Origin of the sequence: Magnetospirillum sp. UT-4, from assembly GCF_902729435.1 — a bacterium.
Taxonomy (GTDB): Bacteria; Pseudomonadota; Alphaproteobacteria; order Rhodospirillales; family Magnetospirillaceae; genus Magnetospirillum.
In genome coordinates this window covers 40,709-58,632 of record NZ_CACVCG010000112.1, presented here as the reverse complement: position 1 = coordinate 58,632, position 17,924 = coordinate 40,709, and the positions used below count along the sequence as shown (strand labels likewise).

21 protein-coding genes are annotated in these 17,924 nt (G+C 69.0%); 10 read left to right on the top strand and 11 right to left on the bottom strand.

All coding sequences use genetic code 11. The annotated features are described in order from the left end of the window. The first annotated feature begins 2 nt into the window (after nucleotides 1-2). The gene (locus MTBUT4_RS14750) at nucleotides 3-1,805 is read left to right on the top strand and encodes an ATP-binding protein (RefSeq protein ID WP_173980456.1); all 1,803 of its coding nucleotides are present in this window, start codon (nucleotides 3-5) and stop codon (nucleotides 1,803-1,805) included. On the opposite strand, the gene MTBUT4_RS14745 is transcribed toward MTBUT4_RS14750, so the two are convergent. Next, nucleotides 1,789-3,693, bottom strand: coding sequence for an ATP-binding protein (locus MTBUT4_RS14745; protein WP_173980455.1), 1,905 nt, complete (start codon nucleotides 3,691-3,693; stop codon nucleotides 1,789-1,791). The two genes, MTBUT4_RS14750 and MTBUT4_RS14745, sit on opposite strands and share 17 nt — an antisense overlap. A 17-nt stretch (nucleotides 3,694-3,710) precedes the next feature. Then, nucleotides 3,711-4,673, bottom strand: a complete 963-nt coding sequence (locus tag MTBUT4_RS14740; RefSeq protein ID WP_173980454.1) for a substrate-binding domain-containing protein — start codon at nucleotides 4,671-4,673, stop codon at nucleotides 3,711-3,713. A 180-nt stretch (nucleotides 4,674-4,853) separates the two neighbouring features. Here MTBUT4_RS14740 and MTBUT4_RS14735 point away from each other — a divergent pair, with 180 nt between their 5' ends. Genes MTBUT4_RS14735 through MTBUT4_RS14715 form a run of 5 tightly spaced genes read left to right on the top strand, consistent with a single transcriptional unit; the run spans nucleotide 4,854 to nucleotide 9,347 of the window. Further along, nucleotides 4,854-6,026, top strand: coding sequence for an ABC transporter substrate-binding protein (locus MTBUT4_RS14735; protein ID WP_173980453.1), 1,173 nt, complete (start codon nucleotides 4,854-4,856; stop codon nucleotides 6,024-6,026). Then, nucleotides 6,023-6,943: a branched-chain amino acid ABC transporter permease gene (locus MTBUT4_RS14730; RefSeq protein ID WP_173980452.1), complete on the top strand. Its 921-nt coding sequence runs from the start codon at nucleotides 6,023-6,025 to the stop codon at nucleotides 6,941-6,943. Before MTBUT4_RS14735 ends, MTBUT4_RS14730 begins: the two co-directional genes overlap by 4 nt. Continuing rightward, on the top strand, nucleotides 6,927-7,913 hold the full coding sequence (locus MTBUT4_RS14725; protein WP_173980451.1) for a branched-chain amino acid ABC transporter permease: 987 nt from the start codon (nucleotides 6,927-6,929) through the stop codon (nucleotides 7,911-7,913). The genes MTBUT4_RS14730 and MTBUT4_RS14725 overlap by 17 nt, the downstream gene beginning before the upstream one ends. Then, nucleotides 7,906-8,655 (top strand): ABC transporter ATP-binding protein, encoded by a 750-nt coding sequence (locus tag MTBUT4_RS14720; RefSeq protein ID WP_173980450.1) that lies wholly within the window; start codon nucleotides 7,906-7,908, stop codon nucleotides 8,653-8,655. Before MTBUT4_RS14725 ends, MTBUT4_RS14720 begins: the two co-directional genes overlap by 8 nt. Further along, the gene (locus MTBUT4_RS14715) at nucleotides 8,655-9,347 is read left to right on the top strand and encodes an ABC transporter ATP-binding protein (RefSeq protein ID WP_173980449.1); all 693 of its coding nucleotides are present in this window, start codon (nucleotides 8,655-8,657) and stop codon (nucleotides 9,345-9,347) included. Before MTBUT4_RS14720 ends, MTBUT4_RS14715 begins: the two co-directional genes overlap by 1 nt. 6 nt (nucleotides 9,348-9,353) lie before the next feature. On the opposite strand, the gene MTBUT4_RS14710 is transcribed toward MTBUT4_RS14715, so the two are convergent. From MTBUT4_RS14710 to MTBUT4_RS14690, 5 genes are all read right to left on the bottom strand, one after another. Next, nucleotides 9,354-10,415 (bottom strand): tetratricopeptide repeat protein, encoded by a 1,062-nt coding sequence (locus MTBUT4_RS14710; RefSeq protein ID WP_173980448.1) that lies wholly within the window; start codon nucleotides 10,413-10,415, stop codon nucleotides 9,354-9,356. Nucleotides 10,416-10,481: 66 nt separating this feature from the next. Beyond that, on the bottom strand, nucleotides 10,482-10,901 hold the full coding sequence (locus MTBUT4_RS14705; RefSeq protein ID WP_173980447.1) for a hypothetical protein: 420 nt from the start codon (nucleotides 10,899-10,901) through the stop codon (nucleotides 10,482-10,484). Continuing rightward, the gene (locus MTBUT4_RS14700) at nucleotides 10,901-11,263 is read right to left on the bottom strand and encodes a helix-turn-helix domain-containing protein (protein ID WP_173980446.1); all 363 of its coding nucleotides are present in this window, start codon (nucleotides 11,261-11,263) and stop codon (nucleotides 10,901-10,903) included. Before MTBUT4_RS14700 ends, MTBUT4_RS14705 begins: the two co-directional genes overlap by 1 nt. After that, complete coding sequence (locus MTBUT4_RS14695) at nucleotides 11,238-11,708, bottom strand: hypothetical protein (RefSeq protein ID WP_173980445.1); 471 nt, start codon at nucleotides 11,706-11,708, stop codon at nucleotides 11,238-11,240. Before MTBUT4_RS14695 ends, MTBUT4_RS14700 begins: the two co-directional genes overlap by 26 nt. A gap of 85 nt (nucleotides 11,709-11,793) precedes the next feature. Continuing rightward, on the bottom strand, nucleotides 11,794-12,618 hold the full coding sequence (locus MTBUT4_RS14690; RefSeq protein WP_254434875.1) for a cell envelope integrity EipB family protein: 825 nt from the start codon (nucleotides 12,616-12,618) through the stop codon (nucleotides 11,794-11,796). Between the two features lie 253 nt (nucleotides 12,619-12,871). Here MTBUT4_RS14690 and MTBUT4_RS14685 point away from each other — a divergent pair, with 253 nt between their 5' ends. Both MTBUT4_RS14685 and MTBUT4_RS14680 read left to right on the top strand, forming a co-directional pair. Then, nucleotides 12,872-13,156, top strand: a complete 285-nt coding sequence (locus MTBUT4_RS14685; protein WP_173980444.1) for a hypothetical protein — start codon at nucleotides 12,872-12,874, stop codon at nucleotides 13,154-13,156. Beyond that, complete coding sequence (locus MTBUT4_RS14680; RefSeq protein ID WP_173980443.1) at nucleotides 13,153-13,593, top strand: hypothetical protein; 441 nt, start codon at nucleotides 13,153-13,155, stop codon at nucleotides 13,591-13,593. The genes MTBUT4_RS14685 and MTBUT4_RS14680 overlap by 4 nt, the downstream gene beginning before the upstream one ends. 137 nt (nucleotides 13,594-13,730) lie before the next feature. On the opposite strand, the gene gatB is transcribed toward MTBUT4_RS14680, so the two are convergent. Genes gatB through gatC form a run of 4 tightly spaced genes read right to left on the bottom strand, consistent with a single transcriptional unit; the run spans nucleotide 13,731 to nucleotide 17,077 of the window. Beyond that, complete coding sequence (gatB, locus tag MTBUT4_RS14675; RefSeq protein ID WP_173980442.1) at nucleotides 13,731-15,188, bottom strand: Asp-tRNA(Asn)/Glu-tRNA(Gln) amidotransferase subunit GatB; 1,458 nt, start codon at nucleotides 15,186-15,188, stop codon at nucleotides 13,731-13,733. A gap of 2 nt (nucleotides 15,189-15,190) precedes the next feature. Further along, complete coding sequence (gene gatA, locus MTBUT4_RS14670; protein ID WP_173980441.1) at nucleotides 15,191-16,663, bottom strand: Asp-tRNA(Asn)/Glu-tRNA(Gln) amidotransferase subunit GatA; 1,473 nt, start codon at nucleotides 16,661-16,663, stop codon at nucleotides 15,191-15,193. Next, nucleotides 16,656-16,793, bottom strand: coding sequence for a hypothetical protein (locus MTBUT4_RS14665; RefSeq protein WP_173980440.1), 138 nt, complete (start codon nucleotides 16,791-16,793; stop codon nucleotides 16,656-16,658). The genes gatA and MTBUT4_RS14665 overlap by 8 nt, the downstream gene beginning before the upstream one ends. Then, a complete protein-coding gene (gene gatC / locus MTBUT4_RS14660) occupies nucleotides 16,790-17,077 on the bottom strand; it encodes an Asp-tRNA(Asn)/Glu-tRNA(Gln) amidotransferase subunit GatC (protein WP_173980439.1) in 288 nt (95 codons plus the stop codon). Before gatC ends, MTBUT4_RS14665 begins: the two co-directional genes overlap by 4 nt. Nucleotides 17,078-17,290: 213 nt before the next feature. Between gatC and MTBUT4_RS19730 the strand changes: the two genes are divergently transcribed. Continuing rightward, complete coding sequence (locus MTBUT4_RS19730; RefSeq protein ID WP_256367262.1) at nucleotides 17,291-17,416, top strand: hypothetical protein; 126 nt, start codon at nucleotides 17,291-17,293, stop codon at nucleotides 17,414-17,416. A 26-nt stretch (nucleotides 17,417-17,442) separates the two neighbouring features. Further along, nucleotides 17,443-17,694, top strand: a complete 252-nt coding sequence (locus MTBUT4_RS14655) for a hypothetical protein (RefSeq protein WP_173980438.1) — start codon at nucleotides 17,443-17,445, stop codon at nucleotides 17,692-17,694. The last annotated feature ends 230 nt before the right edge of the window (nucleotides 17,695-17,924 follow it).

Here is a 17,924-nt window from a genome sequence, read left to right as displayed (position 1 = left end):
CCATGCGTTTCCCGCCGATCCGCCGCTATCTTGCCCTGATCGTCCTGGCGGCGTTCCTGCCTGGGGTGCTGGCGGCCGCCTACCTGTTGGTCCACGACATCCGGCAGAGCGAGGAATCCGCGTGGGTCCGGGCCGAGCACCGGGCTCAGTTCCTGCTCGACGCCCTCGACGCCCAGTTGGACGTCATGGCCTCGACCCTGGAACTGCTGTCGCGCCATCCGGCGCTGGAGGGCGGCGATCTGGCGGCCTTCCACCGCTTCGCCGGCACCGCCATCGAGGGCACCCCCATCGAGTTCGTCGCCCTGCTGCGACCGACCACCGCCGAAATGCTGCTCAACACCCGCCGTCCCTTCGGGGCGCAGCTTCCCCAGTCGCTGGTGCCGGGCCTCGAGGCCTATGCCGCGCGGCCGGAAATCTCGATTTCGCCGGTGGTCAAGGGGGCGGTCTCGGGGCAGTTCGTCTTCCTGATGGTGAAGCCGGTGGAGATCGGCGGCGAGCGGCTGCTGCTCACCCTGGGGGCGTCGGTGACCCAGCTGGCGCGGCTCATCGACCACACGCCCGAGGCCTGGGTGACCGCCATCTTCGACCGCGACGGCCGCATCGCCGTCCGCCGGCCGCACATGCCCGAGCTGGTCGGCGGGTTCGCGCTGCAGTCGATCAGGGACGCCATCGGGCAGAACGACCAGGGACGGACGCGGATCAAGGGGCGCGGCGGCGAGGCGGTGATCGCCTACCGCCGCTCGGCGCGCTGGGGCTGGGTGGTCACCGCCGGCCTGCAGGCCGATAATTTCGAGCGCGACATCCGCAGGGACGCCCTGTTGCTGGCGGTCATCGCGCTGCTGCTGCTGGTGCCCGGCCTGGCCCTGGCGGTGTGGCTGGGCGCCCGCCTGGCGGCCGGGGCGCGATCCCTGTCGCGGGCGGCCCAGTTCATGGGCGAGACCGGAGGCGCCCCGCCGGCGCTGCCGCCCATGCCCTGCGCCGAGTTGGCCGAACTGGGCGAGCGGCTGGAACTCTCGGCGCGCGAGATCGCCGCCCGCGACGCCGCCCTGCGCCAGGAACGCGACAACGTCCGCGCCCAGCGCGACGAGTTGCGGATCAAGACGCTGGAGCTGGAGCGTTCCAACGCCGACCTCGAGCAGTTCGCCCACATCTCCTCGCACGACCTGCGCGAGCCCATGCGGACCATCGCCTGCTTCGTCGGCATCCTGGAGCGCAAGCTGGCGGGACGGCTGGACGAGGAAACCGCCCAGCAGTTCGAGTTCGTCCGCAGCGGGGCGATGCGCATGGACCGCATGATCCTGGACCTCCTGGACTATTCCAGCATCGGCCGCCCGCATCCACCGGAAGCGGCGGCGGCGTCGGGGCACGTGCTGGAACAGGTGGTCGGCCTGCTCAACCTGGATGAACGGACGGTGGTGATCGAGCGGCCCGGGACCTTCCCCGCGCTCAGGGTCCATGCCGGCGACCTCGACCAGCTGTTCACCAACCTGCTCGGCAACGCGGTCAAGTATCGCGCACCGGATCGGCCGCTGCGGATTCACGTGCGCTGCGACGTCGCGGAGCGCTTCGCCACCTTCTCCGTCGCCGACAACGGCATCGGCATCGATCCGGCCTACCACGCCCGCATCTTCGACATCTTCCAGCGCCTGCACGGGCGCGAGGTCGAAGGCACCGGCATCGGCCTGGCCATCTGCCGCCGCGTGGTCGAGCATTACGGCGGCACCATCCGCGTCGACAGCGTGCCGGGGCAGGGCTCCACCTTCACCTTCACGCTGCCCCTGGAGCCGGTCACGCCGGCAGGGTGAAGCGGATGGTGGTGCCCTGGCCTTCCACCGATTCCGCTTCGATGCGCCCGCCGTGGCGCTCCACCACCCGCTTGGCGATGGCCAGACCGAGACCGTTGCCGGGATATTCCCGGCGGGTATGCAGGCGGCGGAACAGGGTGAACAGCTGCGGCAGGTAGTCCGGCGGGATGCCGATGCCGTTGTCGGCGACGGCGAAGTCCCAGGACTCGCCCCGGCGCTCGGCCCATATGCGAATCTCGGGCACGCCGTCGCGGAACTTGAGGGCGTTGGAGACCAGGTTCTGGAATACCTGGCCCAGTTGGCGGGCATTGCCGCGAACGGTTGGAAGCGGCTCGACGGTGATGCGGGCGCCGCTGTCGCGCACCACCTCGTCCAGCAGGGCCAGCACTCCGGTCACCAGAGCGGCGCAGTCGACCGCCTCGTTCATGGCGGGAATGGTATCGACCCGGGCATAGTCGAGCAGATCGCGGATCAGCCCCTGCATGCGCTCGGCCCCTTCGACGGCGAAGCCGATGATCTCGTCGGCCTCGGCGTCGAGGCGGCCATGGTAGCGGCGCTTCAGCAGCTGGCTGTAGCTGGCCACCAGCCGCAGCGGCTCCTGCAGATCGTGGGCGGCGATGACGGCATAGCGTTCCAGCTCGGCATTGGCCTCGGCCAGCTTGTCGATGGTGGCCTTCAGCGAATCCTCGCGCTCGGCGATGCTGGCGGCCATGGCGTCGAAGCCGCGCGCCAGGGTGCCGAACTCGTCGTCGCGGAACTCGCCGGCCAAGGTCTCGGTGCGGCCGTGGCGCAGCGCCTCGACGCCGTCCAGCAGGCGCGTCAGCGGGCGCACCAGCAGGCGGTCGAGCACCAGCAGGCCGGCCGGCAGCACCAGCAGGAACACCGCCAGCACGGCGACGATGGCGGCCTGGCTGTAGTATTCGAGGATGGGATCGACCGCGGCGACGGACAGGCCGGCGAGGAAGACCACGCGGCTGGCGTCGTCGAGCTCGAACGAGGTCGCCCCGACCTCCAGCCCGGCGGCCTTGAACCAGGCGCAGGGGCAGATCGACGGGCCGGTCATGTCGGGCAGGTCGAGACCCTGGGGAACCTCCAGCGGCGGCAGCGTCCCCACCTGGCGCCCGGACGCCAGGAGCGCGACGCCAGTGCCGGCCCGGTGCGCCACCGTGTCCATGGCGGCGCCATCGACGGCCCGGGCCAGGTGGACGTAGCCCACATTCGCCACCTGCCCCCCGGGCAGGGTGCGGATCACCGGCACCACGATGTCCAGCGTCACCAGCCCGGCGACCATGCGGTAGGTGACGTCGCCCTCGGTGACCTGTCTGAGCCAGTCGCCGCGGTGCAGATGCGGCGGCGGCGGCACCGGAATCCAGCCGCCGTCGTCCAGGGACAGCATCGCCTCGGTGCCGTCCAGAACCGTGTGGTACCCCGGAACCGGAGTACCGTCGGCCCCCAGCCCGGCCCAGGCGGCGGCGCGGCCGTCGCCGTCATGGATGGCGGCGAAATGCAGCCCGGCGGTGCGCAGCCGGGTCGCCAGGGTGCGCGCCAGATCCTGCTTTTCGCCGTCGAAGACCAGGGGCTCGTAGGCCGACAGGTCCTGGTAGCGGTGGATCATGGCGATGGTGGTGACCACCTGCGCGTCGGCCGCCAGCAGGTCGGCCTGGCGCAGCAGGCCGGCGGCGATGTGGATCAGCTCCTGGCGCAGCATGGTCACCGCGTCGGTGACGGAATGACGGGTCTCGCGCTCGCGGACGTCGCGGATCAGCATGGCCAGCACCACGCCGACCAGCAGCAGCACGCCCAGGATCGAGCCCACCCACATGGCCAGCAGCCGCAGGCGCAGCCGGCGGCCGATGGGATCGCGGATCTGGGGCGGGCGAGCGGTCACCGCAGGCTCTTGCGGGCTCAGAAGATGGGCTCCACCTGTTCGACGTTGTCACGGGTCACCGCCACCGAATCGACCGTGATCTCCTTCCGCACCCGTTCGCCGCGCAGCAGCCGCACCGCCACCTCGGCCCCTTCCTTGCCGAAGGTGGGATAGGTGAAGCTGGCGTCCTGCTCGCCGGCCCGGATCGCCTCGCGCGCCTCGGCGATGTAGTCGATGCCGATGGTGGGGATGCTGCCGGGCGCGATGCCGGCGGCGCGCAGCGCGATGCGGGCGCCGGCGGCCATGCTGTCGCTCTGGGCGTAGATGGCGTCGAAGGCCAGCTTCTCGGCCAGCGCCTCCTCGACCTTCTGGATCGCCAGGGCGCGCAGCGAATCGGCCCGCTTGATGGCCGCCACCGTCAGCCCGGGATGCTTCGCCAGTTCCTCGATGAACGCCTCGGTGCGGTCGCGGCCCGGGGTGGTGGTGGGGATGTGCTGCAGGATCAGGACCCGGCCCTTGCCGTTCAGCCGCTTGGCCAGGTGCGCCGCCGCCTTGCGCCCGATGTCGCGGTTGCTGGCGCCGATGAAGGCGGTGTAGCCGTCGCCCTCGACCTGGCGCGACAGCAGCACCACCGGGATGCCGCGCCGGTGCACGTCGGCGATGACCGGGGCCATGGCCACCGAGTCGCGCGGGCTGGTGATCAGCAGGTCGATCCCCTGGCCCGCCAGCGTCTCGATGTCGGCGATCTGCTGCGCGGTCCTGCCGCCGGCATCGGTGAAGACGAAGCGGACGTCGCGGTAGCGGCCCAGTTCGCGCTGGATGTCGCGCACCTGGGCGGCGCGCCAGTCGTTGGCCATGTGGTCCTGGGCGAAGGCGACCACGTAGGTCTTGCCGCCGGACCCCACCGCCATCTCGGCGGCCATGGCCGGCGCCGCCGCGGCGAGGGCCAGAACGACGGCACAAAGCCGGACGAACCGGCCGCGGAAGGTTTGCAGAGCCATGGGCCGCTCCTCCATCGAACTTTCCGGACGCCACACTTGCGTCATTACTAAAGTATACCCTCTCGCGTGCAACCGGAAGGTCAAACCGCGCGCCGCGCTCCGGGTCGATTCATTTTGACGCGCCGCTCCGGGGCTGATTTCATACCGCCTTCGTCATGGCCCGAGGGGGGAGATGGTATGATGCGCGTGGCTGCTTCGTCACTGGTTCTGGCAGGTCTTCTGGCCGCGGCTTCGCCCGCCTGGGCGGAACCGGGAGAGGTCAAGGTCGGCATGCTCACCACCCTGTCGGGGCCCGGCTCCAGCCTGGGAGTCGACGTGCGCGACGCCTTCAACCTGGCGGTGAAGACCCTGGGCGGCAAGCTGGGCGGCCTCAAGGCCACGGTGATCGAGGTCGACGACCAGCAGAAGCCCGACGTCGCCAAGGATGCCGCCACCCGCCTGATCGAGAAGGAGAAGGTGGATTTCGCCACCGGCATCATCTTCTCGAACCTGATGCTGGCGGTGATGCCCGGCTTCGAGCGGGCACAGATCCATTACATCTCGGCCAATGCCAGCCCGTCGCAGCTGGCCGGCAAGCAGTGCTCGCCCTACTTCTTCTCGGCCGCCTACCAGAACGACAACCAGCATGAGGCCATGGGCCATTACGTGCAGGCCAAGGGGTTCAAGAACGTCTACCTGATGGCGCCCAACTACCCGGCCGGCAAGGACGGGCTGAACGGCTTCAAGCGCTTCTACGGCGGCACCGTCGCCGGCGAGGTCTACACCACCGTCAACCAGCTGGACTACGCCGCCGAGCTGGCGAGCCTGCGCGCCGCCAACCCGGATGCGGTCTACGTGTTCTATCCCGGCGGCATGGGGGTGAACTTCGTCAAGCAGTGGGAGCAGGCCGGCCTGAAGGGCAAGATCCCGCTGTTCGGCCCCGGCTTCACCTTCTCCGAGGACACCCTGGCGGCCATGGGCGACGCCGCGCTCGGCACCCTCAATACCGCCCAGTGGAGCCCCGACCTCGACAATGCGCAGAACAAGAAGTTCGTCGCCGATTTCGAGGCCGCCTACGGCCGCCTGCCCAGCGTCTATGCCAGCCAGGCCTATGACGCCGCCATGCTGATGGATTCCGCCATCCGCAAGGTCGGCGGCAAGCTCGACGACAAGGCCGCCCTGGGCAAGGCGCTGATGGCCGCCGATTTCAAGTCCGTGCGCGGCGGCTTCCGGTTCAACACCAACCACTTCCCGATCCAGGACTTCTTCCTGCGCGAGGTGGTCAAGGACGCCAAGGGCCGCTACCTGAACAAGAAGATCGCCCCGATCTTCCAGGAGCGCGGCGACGCCTATGCGGGTGAGTGCCGCATGTGATTCTTCAGTTGGTGATCGAGCAGGGGCTGAACGGGCTTCAGTTCGGGGTGACCTTGTTCCTGATGGCGGCCGGGCTGACCCTGGTGTTCGGCGTCATGGACGTGATCCACCTGTCGCACGGCTCGTTCTACATGATGGGCGCCTTCCTGACGGCGTCGCTGGGGTCCAGGTTCGACAGCTACCTGATCGGCCTGGCCCTGGCCATCCCGGCGGTGGCCCTGATCGGCATGGCGGTGGAATGGATCGCCATCCGCCGCCTGTACCAGCGCCAGCACCTGGACCAGGTGCTGGCCACCTTCGGGCTGATCATGATCTTCAACGAGCTGGTGCGCATGGTGTGGGGATCCCAGCCCATCTTCCTGTCGCCGCCCGCCGCCCTGGCCGGCACCGTCGAGGTGCTGCCCGGCATTCCCTATCCGCTGTTCCGCCTCGCCATCCTGGCCGCCGGACTGGCGGTGGCGGTGCTGCTGGCGGTGATGATCCGGCGCACCCGGCTGGGCATGCGGCTGCGCGCCGGGGCCAGCGACCGCGCCATGGCCGGCGCCCTGGGGGTGGACATCGACCGGCTGTTCACCATCGTCTTCGGGCTGGGGGCGGGTCTGGCCGCCCTGGCCGGCGGCATGGCCGGCACCGTGCTGTCGGTGCAGGTGGGCATGGGCGAGAGCATCCTGATCCTGGCCTTCGTGGTGGTGGTGATCGGCGGCATCGGCTCGATCAAGGGCGCCCTGGTCGGCGCCATCCTGGTCGGCCTGGTGGACACCTTGGCGCGCACCGCGCTGCCGGTGGCGCTGCGCTCGGCCATGGCGGCGTCGCAGGCCGACAGCGTCGCCGCCTCGCTGTCCTCCACCAGCGTCTACCTGCTGATGGTGCTGGTGCTGGCCTGGCGGCCGAAGGGGCTCTATGGCGCCCGCACCTGAGCTCCGCCGCCGTCTGGCCCTGGCCGTCCTGCTGTTGGCGGCCCTGGCGCTGCCGCCGGTGCTGGCGGCGCTGGGCCAGGGTTATTACGTCGGCTTCGCCGCCCGCGTGCTGATCATGGCCATGGCGGCGCTCAGCCTGGATCTGGTGATGGGGCTGGGCGGCATGGTCAGTTTCGGCCACGCCGCCTTCCTGGGGATCGGCGCCTATGTGGTCGGCATCGGCTCGTGGCACGTCTTCGAGGGCGTCCCCCTGCCCTTCGGCCTGGCCGGCAGCGAGAACGCCCTGGTGGTGTGGCCGCTGGCCATGCTGGCGGCCGGGCTGGCGGCGCTGGGCATCGGCGCGGTGAGCCTTCGCACCACCGGCATCCACTTCATCATGATCACCCTGGCCTTCGCCCAGATGCTGTTCTACCTGGCCGGCGGGCTGAAGACCTATGGCGGCGACGACGGCATCACCCTGTATTCGCGCAGCAGCCTGGGCGGCCTGAACCTGTCCGACCCCTTCACCTTCTACTACCTGTGCCTGGGCTTGCTGGCGGCGGTCCTGGCCGCCTTCCTGCGGCTGGCCGACAGCCGCTTCGGCATGGTGCTGAAGGGGGTGCGCGACAACGAGCGGCGGATGCGCGCGCTGGGCTTCCCCACCTACCGCTACAAGCTGGCCGCCTTCACCCTGTCGGGGGCGGTGTGCGGCCTGGCCGGGGCGCTGCTGGCCAATGCCAGCGAGTTCGCCGGCCCCGCCTACATGGGCTGGCAGCGCTCGGGCGAGCTGCTGGTGATGGTGGTGCTGGGCGGCATGGGCAGCCTGGTCGGCGCGGTGCTGGGAGCGGCGGCGCTGCTGATCCTCGAGGAGGCGCTGGCCGGCCTGACCCAGCACTGGCAGCTGCTCCTGGGGGCGCTGCTGCTGTTGCTGGCGCTGTCGGCGCGGCGCGGCCTGTGGGGCTGGCTGGGCGGCGGAGGGCGCCATGGCTGAGCCGCTGCTGGCGACCGCCGGCCTGGTCAAGCGCTATGGCGGCGTGGTCGCCGTCGATCACGTGACGCTGGCGGTGGAACGCGGCCACCTGCACGCGGTGATCGGCCCCAACGGCGCCGGCAAGAGCACCCTGATCGGCCTGCTTTCGGGCGAGATGGCGCCGGGCGCCGGCACCATCCGCTTCAACGGCCACGACGTCACCCGCCTGCACGTCCACCGCCGGGCGCGGCTGGGACTGGCCCGCTCGTTCCAGGTCACCAGCATCTTCCACAGCTTCGGCGTGCTGGCCAACGTGGTGCTGGCGGTGCAGGCCCATGCCGGCCATTCCTTCCGCTTCTGGCGCCCGGCATCGCGCGATCCGGCGCTGGTGGAGCCCGCCCTGGCGGCGCTGGAGCGGGTCGGGCTGGCCGAGCGCCGCCACGACCCGGCCGCCACCCTGTCGCACGGCGAGCGCCGCCAGCTGGAACTGGCCATGGCGCTGGCCGGCGACCCCGCCATGCTGCTGCTGGACGAGCCCATGGCCGGCATGGGTCCCGAGGACGGCAGGCGCATGGTCGCGCTGCTGGAGAGCCTGAAGGGCGAGCGCACCATCCTGCTGGTCGAGCACGACATGGACGCGGTGTTCCAACTGGCCGACCGCATCTCGGTGCTGGTCTACGGCGCCGTCATCGCCTCGGGCCGGCCGGACGACATCCGCGCCGATGCCGAGGTCCGCCGCGCCTATCTGGGCGAGGCGGCGTGATGCTGGAGCTGTCCGAGGTCGAGACCTTCCACGGCGACGCCCAGGCCCTGTTCGGCGTCTCGTTCGGCGTCGGCGAGGGCGAGGTGGTGGCGCTGCTGGGCCGCAACGGCATGGGCAAGTCGACCACGGTGGAGAGCATCGCCGGCCTGCTGGTGCCCAGGCGCGGCGAGATCCGCTTCCAGGGGACGGTGATCTCGGGCCGGCCGGCCCACCTCATCGCCCGCGCCGGCATCGGGCTGGTGCCCGAGGGCCGCCGCGTCTTCCCCAACCTGACGGTCGAGGAAAACCTGGTCGCCACCGCCATCGCCCGCCGCGGCGCATCCTGGACCCTGGACGCGGTCTACGCCCTGTTCCCGCCGCTGGCGGCGCTGCGCCGGCGCATGGCCGCCAACCTGTCGGGCGGCGAACAGCAGATGGTGGCCATCGGCCGCGCCCTGATGACCAACCCGTCGCTGCTGATCCTGGACGAGGCCACCGAAGGGCTGGCGCCGCTGGTGCGCGAGCAGATCTGGGCGGCCATCCGCCGGCTGGCCGAGTCCAAGCTGGCCATCCTGGTCATCGACAAGACCCTCGACGCCCTGCTCGCCCTCGCCCACCGCCACGTGGTGCTGGAAAAGGGCCGGGTGGCGTGGACCGGCACCTCGGCGCAGCTGGCGGACGAGGACTTCCGCCACCGCACGCTGGGGATCTGAGACGGTTCAGCCCTGGCCCTGCCCGGCCTGGACCTGCTGCACCACCTCCAGCAGCTGGGCGCGCTGGGCGACGATGGTGGCGGCCTGTTCGTGCTGGCCGAGCGCGGTGAGGATCGAGGCGAAGGTTTCCAGGGTGCCGATCAGCGGCACCAGGGCGGCGCCGGGGTCGGTCTTGGTCAGTTCCTGGAAGGCGGTGACCGCCTCGAGGGCGGCGTCCAGCGCCTCCTCGTCGGCACGGGCCTCGTGCTGGCGGCTGGCCAGGTTGGCCAGGCTCTGGGCAAGGAACAGGCGGTACTGGTCGGGATTGACCTCGGCCAGGGCACGGGCCAGTTCGGCCGCCTCCTCGACCAGCGGCAGCGCCTCGCCGGGGAAGCCGTCGCGGCTCTTGGCGAAGGCGCCCTGCTGCAGGGTCAGGGCCAGCAGGTGCAGCACCGCGTAGGGAATGGCATCGGGCGGGAAGATGTCGGCGCACATGCGGCGCACGGCGATGGCCTCTTCCCAGCGGCCGGCCTCGGACAGGGCCATGGCGTTGCGGTGCAGGGCGTCGACCATCACCCCGAGATAGCCCATCACCGCCTCGCCGCCCTCGCGGAACAGCTCGACGGCGGTGCCCAGCTCCTCGAGGGCGCGCAGCCCCTGCCCGGCCCGCCACGAGCGCCCCGCCTGGTTCATCAGCACCGAGACCAGCACGAAGCGGGCCTGGTCGGGCTGGCCCTCCAGGGCGCCGCGCCCCAGCATGAACGCCTCGTCGCCCAGGCGCCGGGCCTCGTCGTCGCGGCCCAGGTCGCTGAGGCGGTTGGAGCAGTTGTTCAGCGCCGAGGCCAGGTGGATGCCGAACACCCCGGCATCGACCTCGTACAGCACGCGGAAATGCTCGACCCCTTCCTCGGCGGCAGCCAAGGCCCGGTCATGCTGGCCGCCGTCGGCCAGCAGCGCCGCCAGCCCCATCAGCGCATCGGCGAAGGCGGGAAACGCGGAATCGGGCTCGGCGGCGATGCGGGCGCGGAACTCGGCGATCACCCCTTCCAGGCGGGCGATCTCGGCCAGGGCGTCGGCGGCGTCGGTCATGGGACTTCCTTTTCGCGGTGGGCGCATCCCAGGCGCGATGCCGTAAGGAAGCGGAGGGGTGATTTCTCAGGCTGCCTTGATTAATAGCGAACCGGCGCGCTGGGGGCCAGCGCCGGCATCGACCGAAACGACAATCCGGCCGGGTTCGGGGATGACGAAGTCACGGAACATCCCCATCAGGGTGAACCGCGCGAATTCGGTCCCTGGATCCTCCCTGACGCTAGCCAGGAACGCCTCAATCTGACCCATTTCGATGCTGCCGACGGCCATATTGGGCGGTCCACCTGGAATGGAAATACTGACGAAGACGGCCGCAGCGATCGCCGCCTCCGGAACCTTAAGAACGACCTGGATCGCAAGTTTCGGCAGGACCGCAGGGAACCTTTCGACCACGAGCGCATCTCCGCGCAGTCCGATGAGGGAGTAGGTGTCTCCCACCTCGTGCCGGATGTCCTCGAAGAACTGGCAGAATGCTACGAACTCCATCAGCCTTCACCCATCAGCAGGACGCTCCGGATCACCGGCTGGGTGTCGGTGCGGCTGCCATCCACCACCGCCGTCCATGCCGGTTCGTTGCCCTTCGGCATGGGTCGCTCCAGGCGGAAGACGATGTCGCGGTTCATGGCCCAGGCGAGGTCGGACAGGCTGTGAAGGGTCAGGTTCTCGGTGCCCTGCAGGCGCCGGGTGATGGCCGAGCGGTGGATGCCCAGCTTCTCGGCGATGCGGGACTTGGTGAGCCCGTGCTTCTCTTCCTCGGCCAGGGCTTGCTGAAGTTCGCGTCGGACCTTGGCGACGAACTGGGCCGCCTTGGTCTTGCGCGGATCAAGCCGGAACAGAAACGACGTCATCGGGATCATCTCCTTCGACAAAAATTCCGCCATCCAAATCCAGGCTCTGCCGGTGCCAGACCGCCTCGCGGACGAACGGCCCGTAATAGTGTCCGGCCTTGACCTCGGTGGCGTCCATGCCGTTGACCGCTATGAACAAGTCCTTTTGCCGAAACCACCCGAATATCCGCACGTCGGGGGTCTTCAGTTCCCAAATCCCGTCCTCATGCGGCTTCAACGGCCAATACTGCCGCTGGAACAGCAGCGGATATCCACCGATGTAGGCCTCCAGCAAAGCCAGGACCTGCTGCGCAGGCTCGAGTTCCGGGTCCCAGTAGCGTCGGATGGCATGCAGGTCCACCTCCAGGAATTGGCGGAATCGTGCCGTGCCGTACAGCAGCCGGTGGGGCAGGATGCCGGCGGGCAATTCGACATTGATGGCCACCAGCCGGCCGCCTTCGGTCAATGTCGTTATTGTTGCCATAAATGTCAACATCCGCCGCGTTCGCGCGCCGGGCATTACAGCACGACTGAAACGAGCGGAAAAGGGCTCAGCACCCGCGCCGGGGCAGGGCCTCGATGCTTTGCAGTTGCCCCTTCAGGCTGAAGCTCTTGAAGGTCTGGACGATCTCGCGGGCGACGCCGTTGCCGTGGTAGTCCAGCGCCATCTCGAATTCCGGCGCCGGGTCCTTGGTGCTGACCGGATAAAAGGCCAGCCGCACCGGCCAGGCCGGGGTGCCCAGCAGCGGCGAACCCGCCATTTGCGAGGACGTGCGCGCCGGCTGGGCCTTGCTCTCGCGGCCGATCAGGGCGTTGACCTCGTACATGCCCTCGGTGTCCGAGCCGTCGAACACCACCCGCCATAGCGAATGGCCGCCGGCGCCGGCGGTGTCGAGCAGGCGGGCGGTGTGCTCGGTGGGGAACACGGTGCCCTTGGGCAGGGCGAACTTCATCGGCTCGGGCCGGGCGAACTGGGCGGTGCCGCCCTGGCCCTTGCCCTTGAGGTCGGCGCGGCCCTCGATGTCCTCGGTGACCTGGCCGTCGCGGGTCTTGCGCATGCGGAAGCGGTAGTGCAGGCCGTCCTTGGATTCCCAGGTGATGAAATCGGTGGTCGACTGCATCTGCCCGCCCTCGGAATAGGCGTAGTTGATGGCGATGCGGTTCTCCACCACCCAGCCGTCGCAGGTGTCGTCGAACTGGTAGGTCATGGAGCCCGAGGCGCCGACGATGCTGGAGCCCGGCTTCACCGTCGCCAGCCCCATGGCATAGACCGCGCGGTGCGGCGCCAGATCGGCGGCCCCGGCCAGGCTGGGCGGGGCCGCTTCCGCACTGGCGGCGAACATCGCCGCCGCCACCAACACCACACGCCGGTCCATCGGGTCCTCCGGTACGAATTCGCCGCCATTATACATCGCGCCACGGACTCGACCAGGGGTTCGCGTCCTCCTCGCCTTCCGGGGCGCCGCCACCCGGCCGGATTTGCCGGCCGCCCGGCAGGAATTGCCGCCCGGCCCGGCAGGACGTGCCGCCCCCTCGCCGCCCGTCCGAGGCATCCCGCCGGGTGCCGGCTGGCACGGCGCTTGCGCTGGGTAACGTGGCCGGGGATCAGAACACGAGGAGGCACTACCGATGACCTTCGACTTCGCGCCGACCTGGAGCCAGACCGACACCGCCATCGAATACGGCACGCCCGCGGCCCGGCCGCAGCCGCCGGCAACCGGCCTGCGTCAGCGCGCCCCGGGCCACCCCACCATGCCGCAGCTGGCCGCCCTGGTCGAGGAGCTGTTCGACGAAGGCACCCTGTCCTACGAGCAGCTGCGCGCCCTTGGCGCGGTGCCGGAACTGCGTGGCCTGCTGGGCGACGCCATCGCCGAGGTGCCCGAAACCCGCAAGGCCCGGAGCGCGCGGCGATGAGGCTGTTTCGCGGCCCGACCAATTCCCGCCCGCAGCCCATCGAGCCGCCGGTGGAGCGGCCGGCGCGGCCCGAGCCGCCCGCAATCATCCTGCTGCCGCCGCCCCGTGCCGAGGCGCGGCCGCGCTTCGACCTGCGCAACGTCAGCCCGCGCCGCTTCGCCGAGATCGCCCACGAGCTCTATGTCGAAGGGTCGCTGCGCTGGGAGGAGTACCAGTGGGTCGGCTTCCCCAGCCAGCTCAGCCCCGATTACGACAGCACCATCGGCGCCCTGACCGGCGAGCCGGCCGAGCCCGACCGGCCGCGCGACATGCTGGCCGAGATGGAATCCCGCATCGCCTTCCTGATGCGCTTCCGCAGGGACGACAGCGACCGCACCTGGCGCGCCGAGCGGGCACTGGACGTGCTGCGCCGCCAGATGGAGCCGCGCTGCGCCTGAGCGCCGCCGCCAAAGCTGTTTCCGCTCACGCGTAACCATCTCCAGTCCTTGCCCGAGGCGCCCCCTCCGGGGGCCGCTCAAACGCCGCGCGGGCTTGTCGCATTTTGCGCCCTGACCGCGTCAGGGCGCAAAATGCTCTACCCCTTCAGCTTCTTGACGATCAGCTCGTTCAGCATTCCGGGATTGGCCTTGCCCTGGGTGGACTTCATCACCTGGCCGACGAACCAGCCGATCAGCTTGTCCTTGCCGGCCTGGACCTCGGCCACCTTGTCCGGATTGGCGGCGATGACCTCGTCGATGGCCTTCTCGATGGCGCCGGTATCGGTGACCTGCTTCAGGCCCTTCTCCGCGACGATCACCGCCGGGTCCTTGCCTTCCGCCACCATGAACTGGAACACGTCCTTGGCCAGCCGGCCCGAGAGGGTGCCGTCCTCGATCAGGTCGATCATCCTGCCCAGGTTGGCCGCCGAGACCGGCGGCTTCTCCCACGAATAATCGCCCGAATTCATGGCGGCGAAGAAGTCGCCCATCACCCAGTTGGCCGCCTTCTTGGCATCCCGGCCCTTGGCCACCGCTTCGAAGAAGTCGGCCGAGGCCCGCTCCGCCACCATCACCCCGGCATCGTAGGCGTTCAGGCCGTATTCGGCCATGAAGCGGGCCTTCTTGTCGTCGGGCAGCTCCGGCAGGGTGGCCTTGATGGCGTCCACGAAATCCTGGCTGACCACCAGCGGCAGCAGGTCGGGATCGGGGAAATAGCGGTAATCGTGGGCGTGTTCCTTCGAGCGCATGGAGCGGGTCTCGCCGCGCCCCGAATCGAACAGCCGGGTTTCCTGGTTGATGGTGCCGCCCGATTCGTAGACCTCGATGTGGCGCCGGGCCTCGTACTCGATGGCCTGCTGGACGAAGCGGATGGAGTTGACGTTCTTGATCTCGCAGCGGGTCCGAAGCTCGGTCGAGCCCTTGGGCCGCACCGAGACGTTGGCGTCGCAGCGCATGGAACCTTCCTGCATGTTGCCGTCGCAGGTGCCGAGATAGCGCAGGATCGAGCGCAGCTTGGTCAGATACGCCCCGGCCTCTTCCGGGCTGCGCATGTCGGGCTTGGAGACGATCTCCATCAGCGCCACGCCCGAGCGGTTGAGGTCAATGAACGACTTGGTGGCGTGCATGTCGTGGATGGACTTGCCGGCGTCCTGCTCCAGGTGCAGCCGCTCGATGCCGATGGCGCGGGAGGACCCGTCGGCCAGATCGATCAGCAGTTCGCCCTCGCCGACCACCGGCAGCTCGTACTGGCTGATCTGGTAGCCCTGGGGCAGGTCGGCGTAGAAGTAGTTCTTGCGGGCGAACACGCTCTTCAGGTTGATGGCCGCCTTCAGGCCCAATCCGGTCCGCACCGCCTGCTCGACGCAGGTCTCGTTGATCACCGGCAGCATGCCGGGAAAGCCGGCATCGACGAAGCTGACCTGGTCGTTGGGCTCGGCCCCGAAGGTGGTGGCGGCGCCCGAAAACAGCTTGGCGTTGGAGATGACCTGGGCGTGCACCTCGAGGCCGATGACGATCTCCCAATCGCCGGTTTCGCCCTGGATGAGATAGGCCATGGTCAGATCCCCTCCGGAGCAGCGGTGAACTGGGCGGCGGATTCCATCACGCCGGCCACCTTGAACACGGTTTCCTCGTCGAACGGCCGCCCGATCAGCTGCAGCCCCAGCGGCAGCCCGTCCGAGGACAGCCCGGCCGGCAGCGACAGGCCGGGCAGGCCGGCCAGCGAGGTGGGGATGGTGAAGACGTCGTTCAGCCACATGGTGACCGGATCGTCCATGTTCTCGCCCATGCCGAAGGCGGCCGAGGGAGCGGTAGGCGTCAGGATCACGTCCACCGTCTCGAACGCCTTGCGGAAATCCTCGGCGATCATGCGCCGCACCTTCTGCGCCTTGGCGTAATAGGCGTCGTAATAGCCGGCGCTCAAGACATAGGTGCCGATCATGATGCGGCGGCGCACTTCCTTGCCGAAGCCGGCGGCCCGGGTCTTCTTGTACATGTCGTCCAGCGAGGTGCCCGGTACGCGCAGGCCGAAGCGCACACCGTCGTAGCGGGCCAGGTTCGACGACGCTTCGGCCGGGGCGACGATGTAATAGGTGGGCAGGGCGTACTTGGTGTGCGGCAGGGAAATCTCCACCGGGGTGGCGCCGGCGGCCCGCAGCCACTCGATGCCCTGCTCCCACACCTTCAGCACTTCGGCGTTCAAACCATCGGGGCGGTATTCCAGCGGGATGCCGACCTTCAGGCCGCGGATGTCGCCGGTCAGGGCCTTGGCGAAATCGGGCACCGGCATGGGCGCCGAGGTGGAATCCTTGGGATCGTGCCCGGCCATGGCGTTCAGCATCAGGGCGCAATCCTCCACCGTGCGGGCCATGGGGCCGGCCTGGTCGAGGGAGGAGGCGAAGGCGACGATGCCCCAGCGCGAGCAACGGCCATAGGTCGGCTTGATGCCGGTGATGCCGCAGAACGCCGCCGGCTGGCGGATCGAGCCGCCGGTATCGGTGCCGGTGGCGCCCATGGCGATGCGGGCCGAAACCGCCGCCGCCGAGCCGCCCGACGAGCCGCCGGGGACCAGCCTGGCCGCCGGGTCGGACGTGCGCTTCCAGGGATTCTCGACCGCGCCGTAGTGGCTGGTCATGTTGGACGAGCCCATGGCGAACTCGTCCAGGTTGAGCTTGCCCAGGGTGACCGCGCCGGCCTTCAGCAGGTTGGCCGAGACGGTGCTTTCATATTGCGGCGTGAAGCCGTCGAGGATGTGGCTGGCGGCGGTGGTCAGCACCCCCTTGGTGCAGAACAGGTCCTTGATGCCGAGCGGAATGCCCTCCAGCCCGCCGGCGGTGCCGGCCCGGCGCCGGTCGTCGGCGGCCTTGGCCTGCCCGAGGGCCAGCTCGGGCGTCTCGGTGATATAGGCGTTCAGCGAGCGCCGGGCCGCCATGGCCTCGATATGGGCCTGGGTCAGCTCGGTGGCGGTGAACTCGCCCTTGTCCATGGACTTGAGCGCCTGGGCGATGGTGAGGTGGGTAAGGTTAGACATGGGCGGCCCCCTCGACATTCCCCTGTGGCGTCACCCCCGCGAAGGCGGGGGTCCATGCCGGACACACAGCCGGTGCGGTGGCGAAATGGATTCCCGCCTGCGCGGGAATGACGATGAAAATGCCGGTCATTCCACCACCTTCGGCACGGTGAAGAACCCTTCCTTGGCGTCGGGGGCGTTGGCCAGCACGGCCGCCGCGTAACCGCCGTCGGTGACCGCGTCCTTGCGCATGGGCAGGGTCATGGCGGCCACCGAAGACATCGGCTCGACACCATTGGTATCCACCTCGGCCAGCTGCTCGACGAAGGTGAGGATGCCGGTCAGCTCGCCGGCCAGATGGTCCAGCTCGTCGTCGGCGACCTCGATGCGCGCCAGCTCGGCGATGGCGCGCACGGCGGCTTTGTCCAGGGACATGGGGTGCTCCGGTCCTAGAAATCCTGTCCCGGCGGGTTTAGCACCCGGACCGGCCGAGAGCAACCGGGGAAGGGCGCGCCGCCGCCCCAGGGAGGGCACCGCGTTATCGGGCAGGCATTAAGGATAGTGCCGCAGCAACCCCATTGAAAATATGACTATCGGCACCATCTGATGACGTTGAATAATGCACATCTGGTGCCAAGGACTCCGAAAATGGACAGCAACATCAAGCGCGCCACCCATTCGGTACGCGACTACATGGTGCCACCGGTCATCCTTCCGGTTATTTTCGTCGTCGCGGTCGCAGTTTGGGTCATAATCAAGCCGTATCTCGGCTGATATCTGGTTGGGGGGAAGAGCCGATCATGGCGAACAATGCCTACGAATTCAGTCGAATCTACGCCCAGGGGTGGTCCGCCGGCAGGCTTTGCCCGGACACCGACGAGGACGTGGCCTCGATCATCGCAACCCAGAATCCGTACCAGGACGAGGAAAAGCGACAACGCTGGACGCTCGGCTTCGAGGATGCCAGACGCCGCTCGGAAAAGCTTCCCGCCGCGACCACCAAAACCACGGCCTGGCCGAGGAAGCCGAATTCAGCCCAAGGAGAACTGTAGTGTCGAAGGATAAGAACCGTGGCTCCAGGGAGCCCAAGAAGCCGAAGAAAAGCACCAAGAAGATAGTTTCCACCCCGTCATTGACTGTGGAAACCCCTTCGCCGAAGAAGAGTTCTCCGCAGAAGTAGGCGCCCGGTCCCCGTCACGCCCGGGTTTGACCCACGCCAGTCCGGCTTGAATTGAGGTTCTTCGCGCATTGGCGGGGAGTTCTGACCATAGTGAACGTCGTC

Coding starts and splice junctions, on each gene's coding strand:
- MTBUT4_RS14720 (WP_173980450.1), top strand. CDS start 7,906: ATGGCTGAGCCGCTGCTGGCGACCGCCGGCCTGGTCAAGCGCTATGGC.
- gatC (WP_173980439.1), bottom strand. CDS start 17,077: ATGTCCCTGGACAAAGCCGCCGTGCGCGCCATCGCCGAGCTGGCGCGC.
- MTBUT4_RS14735 (WP_173980453.1), top strand. CDS start 4,854: ATGCGCGTGGCTGCTTCGTCACTGGTTCTGGCAGGTCTTCTGGCCGCG.
- MTBUT4_RS14700 (WP_173980446.1), bottom strand. CDS start 11,263: ATGACGTCGTTTCTGTTCCGGCTTGATCCGCGCAAGACCAAGGCGGCC.
- MTBUT4_RS19730 (WP_256367262.1), top strand. CDS start 17,291: ATGGACAGCAACATCAAGCGCGCCACCCATTCGGTACGCGACTACATG.
- gatB (WP_173980442.1), bottom strand. CDS start 15,188: ATGGCCTATCTCATCCAGGGCGAAACCGGCGATTGGGAGATCGTCATC.
- MTBUT4_RS14705 (WP_173980447.1), bottom strand. CDS start 10,901: ATGGAGTTCGTAGCATTCTGCCAGTTCTTCGAGGACATCCGGCACGAG.
- MTBUT4_RS14715 (WP_173980449.1), top strand. CDS start 8,655: ATGCTGGAGCTGTCCGAGGTCGAGACCTTCCACGGCGACGCCCAGGCC.
- MTBUT4_RS14725 (WP_173980451.1), top strand. CDS start 6,927: ATGGCGCCCGCACCTGAGCTCCGCCGCCGTCTGGCCCTGGCCGTCCTG.
- gatA (WP_173980441.1), bottom strand. CDS start 16,663: ATGTCTAACCTTACCCACCTCACCATCGCCCAGGCGCTCAAGTCCATG.
- MTBUT4_RS14710 (WP_173980448.1), bottom strand. CDS start 10,415: ATGACCGACGCCGCCGACGCCCTGGCCGAGATCGCCCGCCTGGAAGGG.
- MTBUT4_RS14685 (WP_173980444.1), top strand. CDS start 12,872: ATGACCTTCGACTTCGCGCCGACCTGGAGCCAGACCGACACCGCCATC.
- MTBUT4_RS14690 (WP_254434875.1), bottom strand. CDS start 12,618: ATGGACCGGCGTGTGGTGTTGGTGGCGGCGGCGATGTTCGCCGCCAGT.
- MTBUT4_RS14655 (WP_173980438.1), top strand. CDS start 17,443: ATGGCGAACAATGCCTACGAATTCAGTCGAATCTACGCCCAGGGGTGG.
- MTBUT4_RS14665 (WP_173980440.1), bottom strand. CDS start 16,793: ATGACCGGCATTTTCATCGTCATTCCCGCGCAGGCGGGAATCCATTTC.
- MTBUT4_RS14680 (WP_173980443.1), top strand. CDS start 13,153: ATGAGGCTGTTTCGCGGCCCGACCAATTCCCGCCCGCAGCCCATCGAG.
- MTBUT4_RS14740 (WP_173980454.1), bottom strand. CDS start 4,673: ATGGCTCTGCAAACCTTCCGCGGCCGGTTCGTCCGGCTTTGTGCCGTC.
- MTBUT4_RS14750 (WP_173980456.1), top strand. CDS start 3: ATGCGTTTCCCGCCGATCCGCCGCTATCTTGCCCTGATCGTCCTGGCG.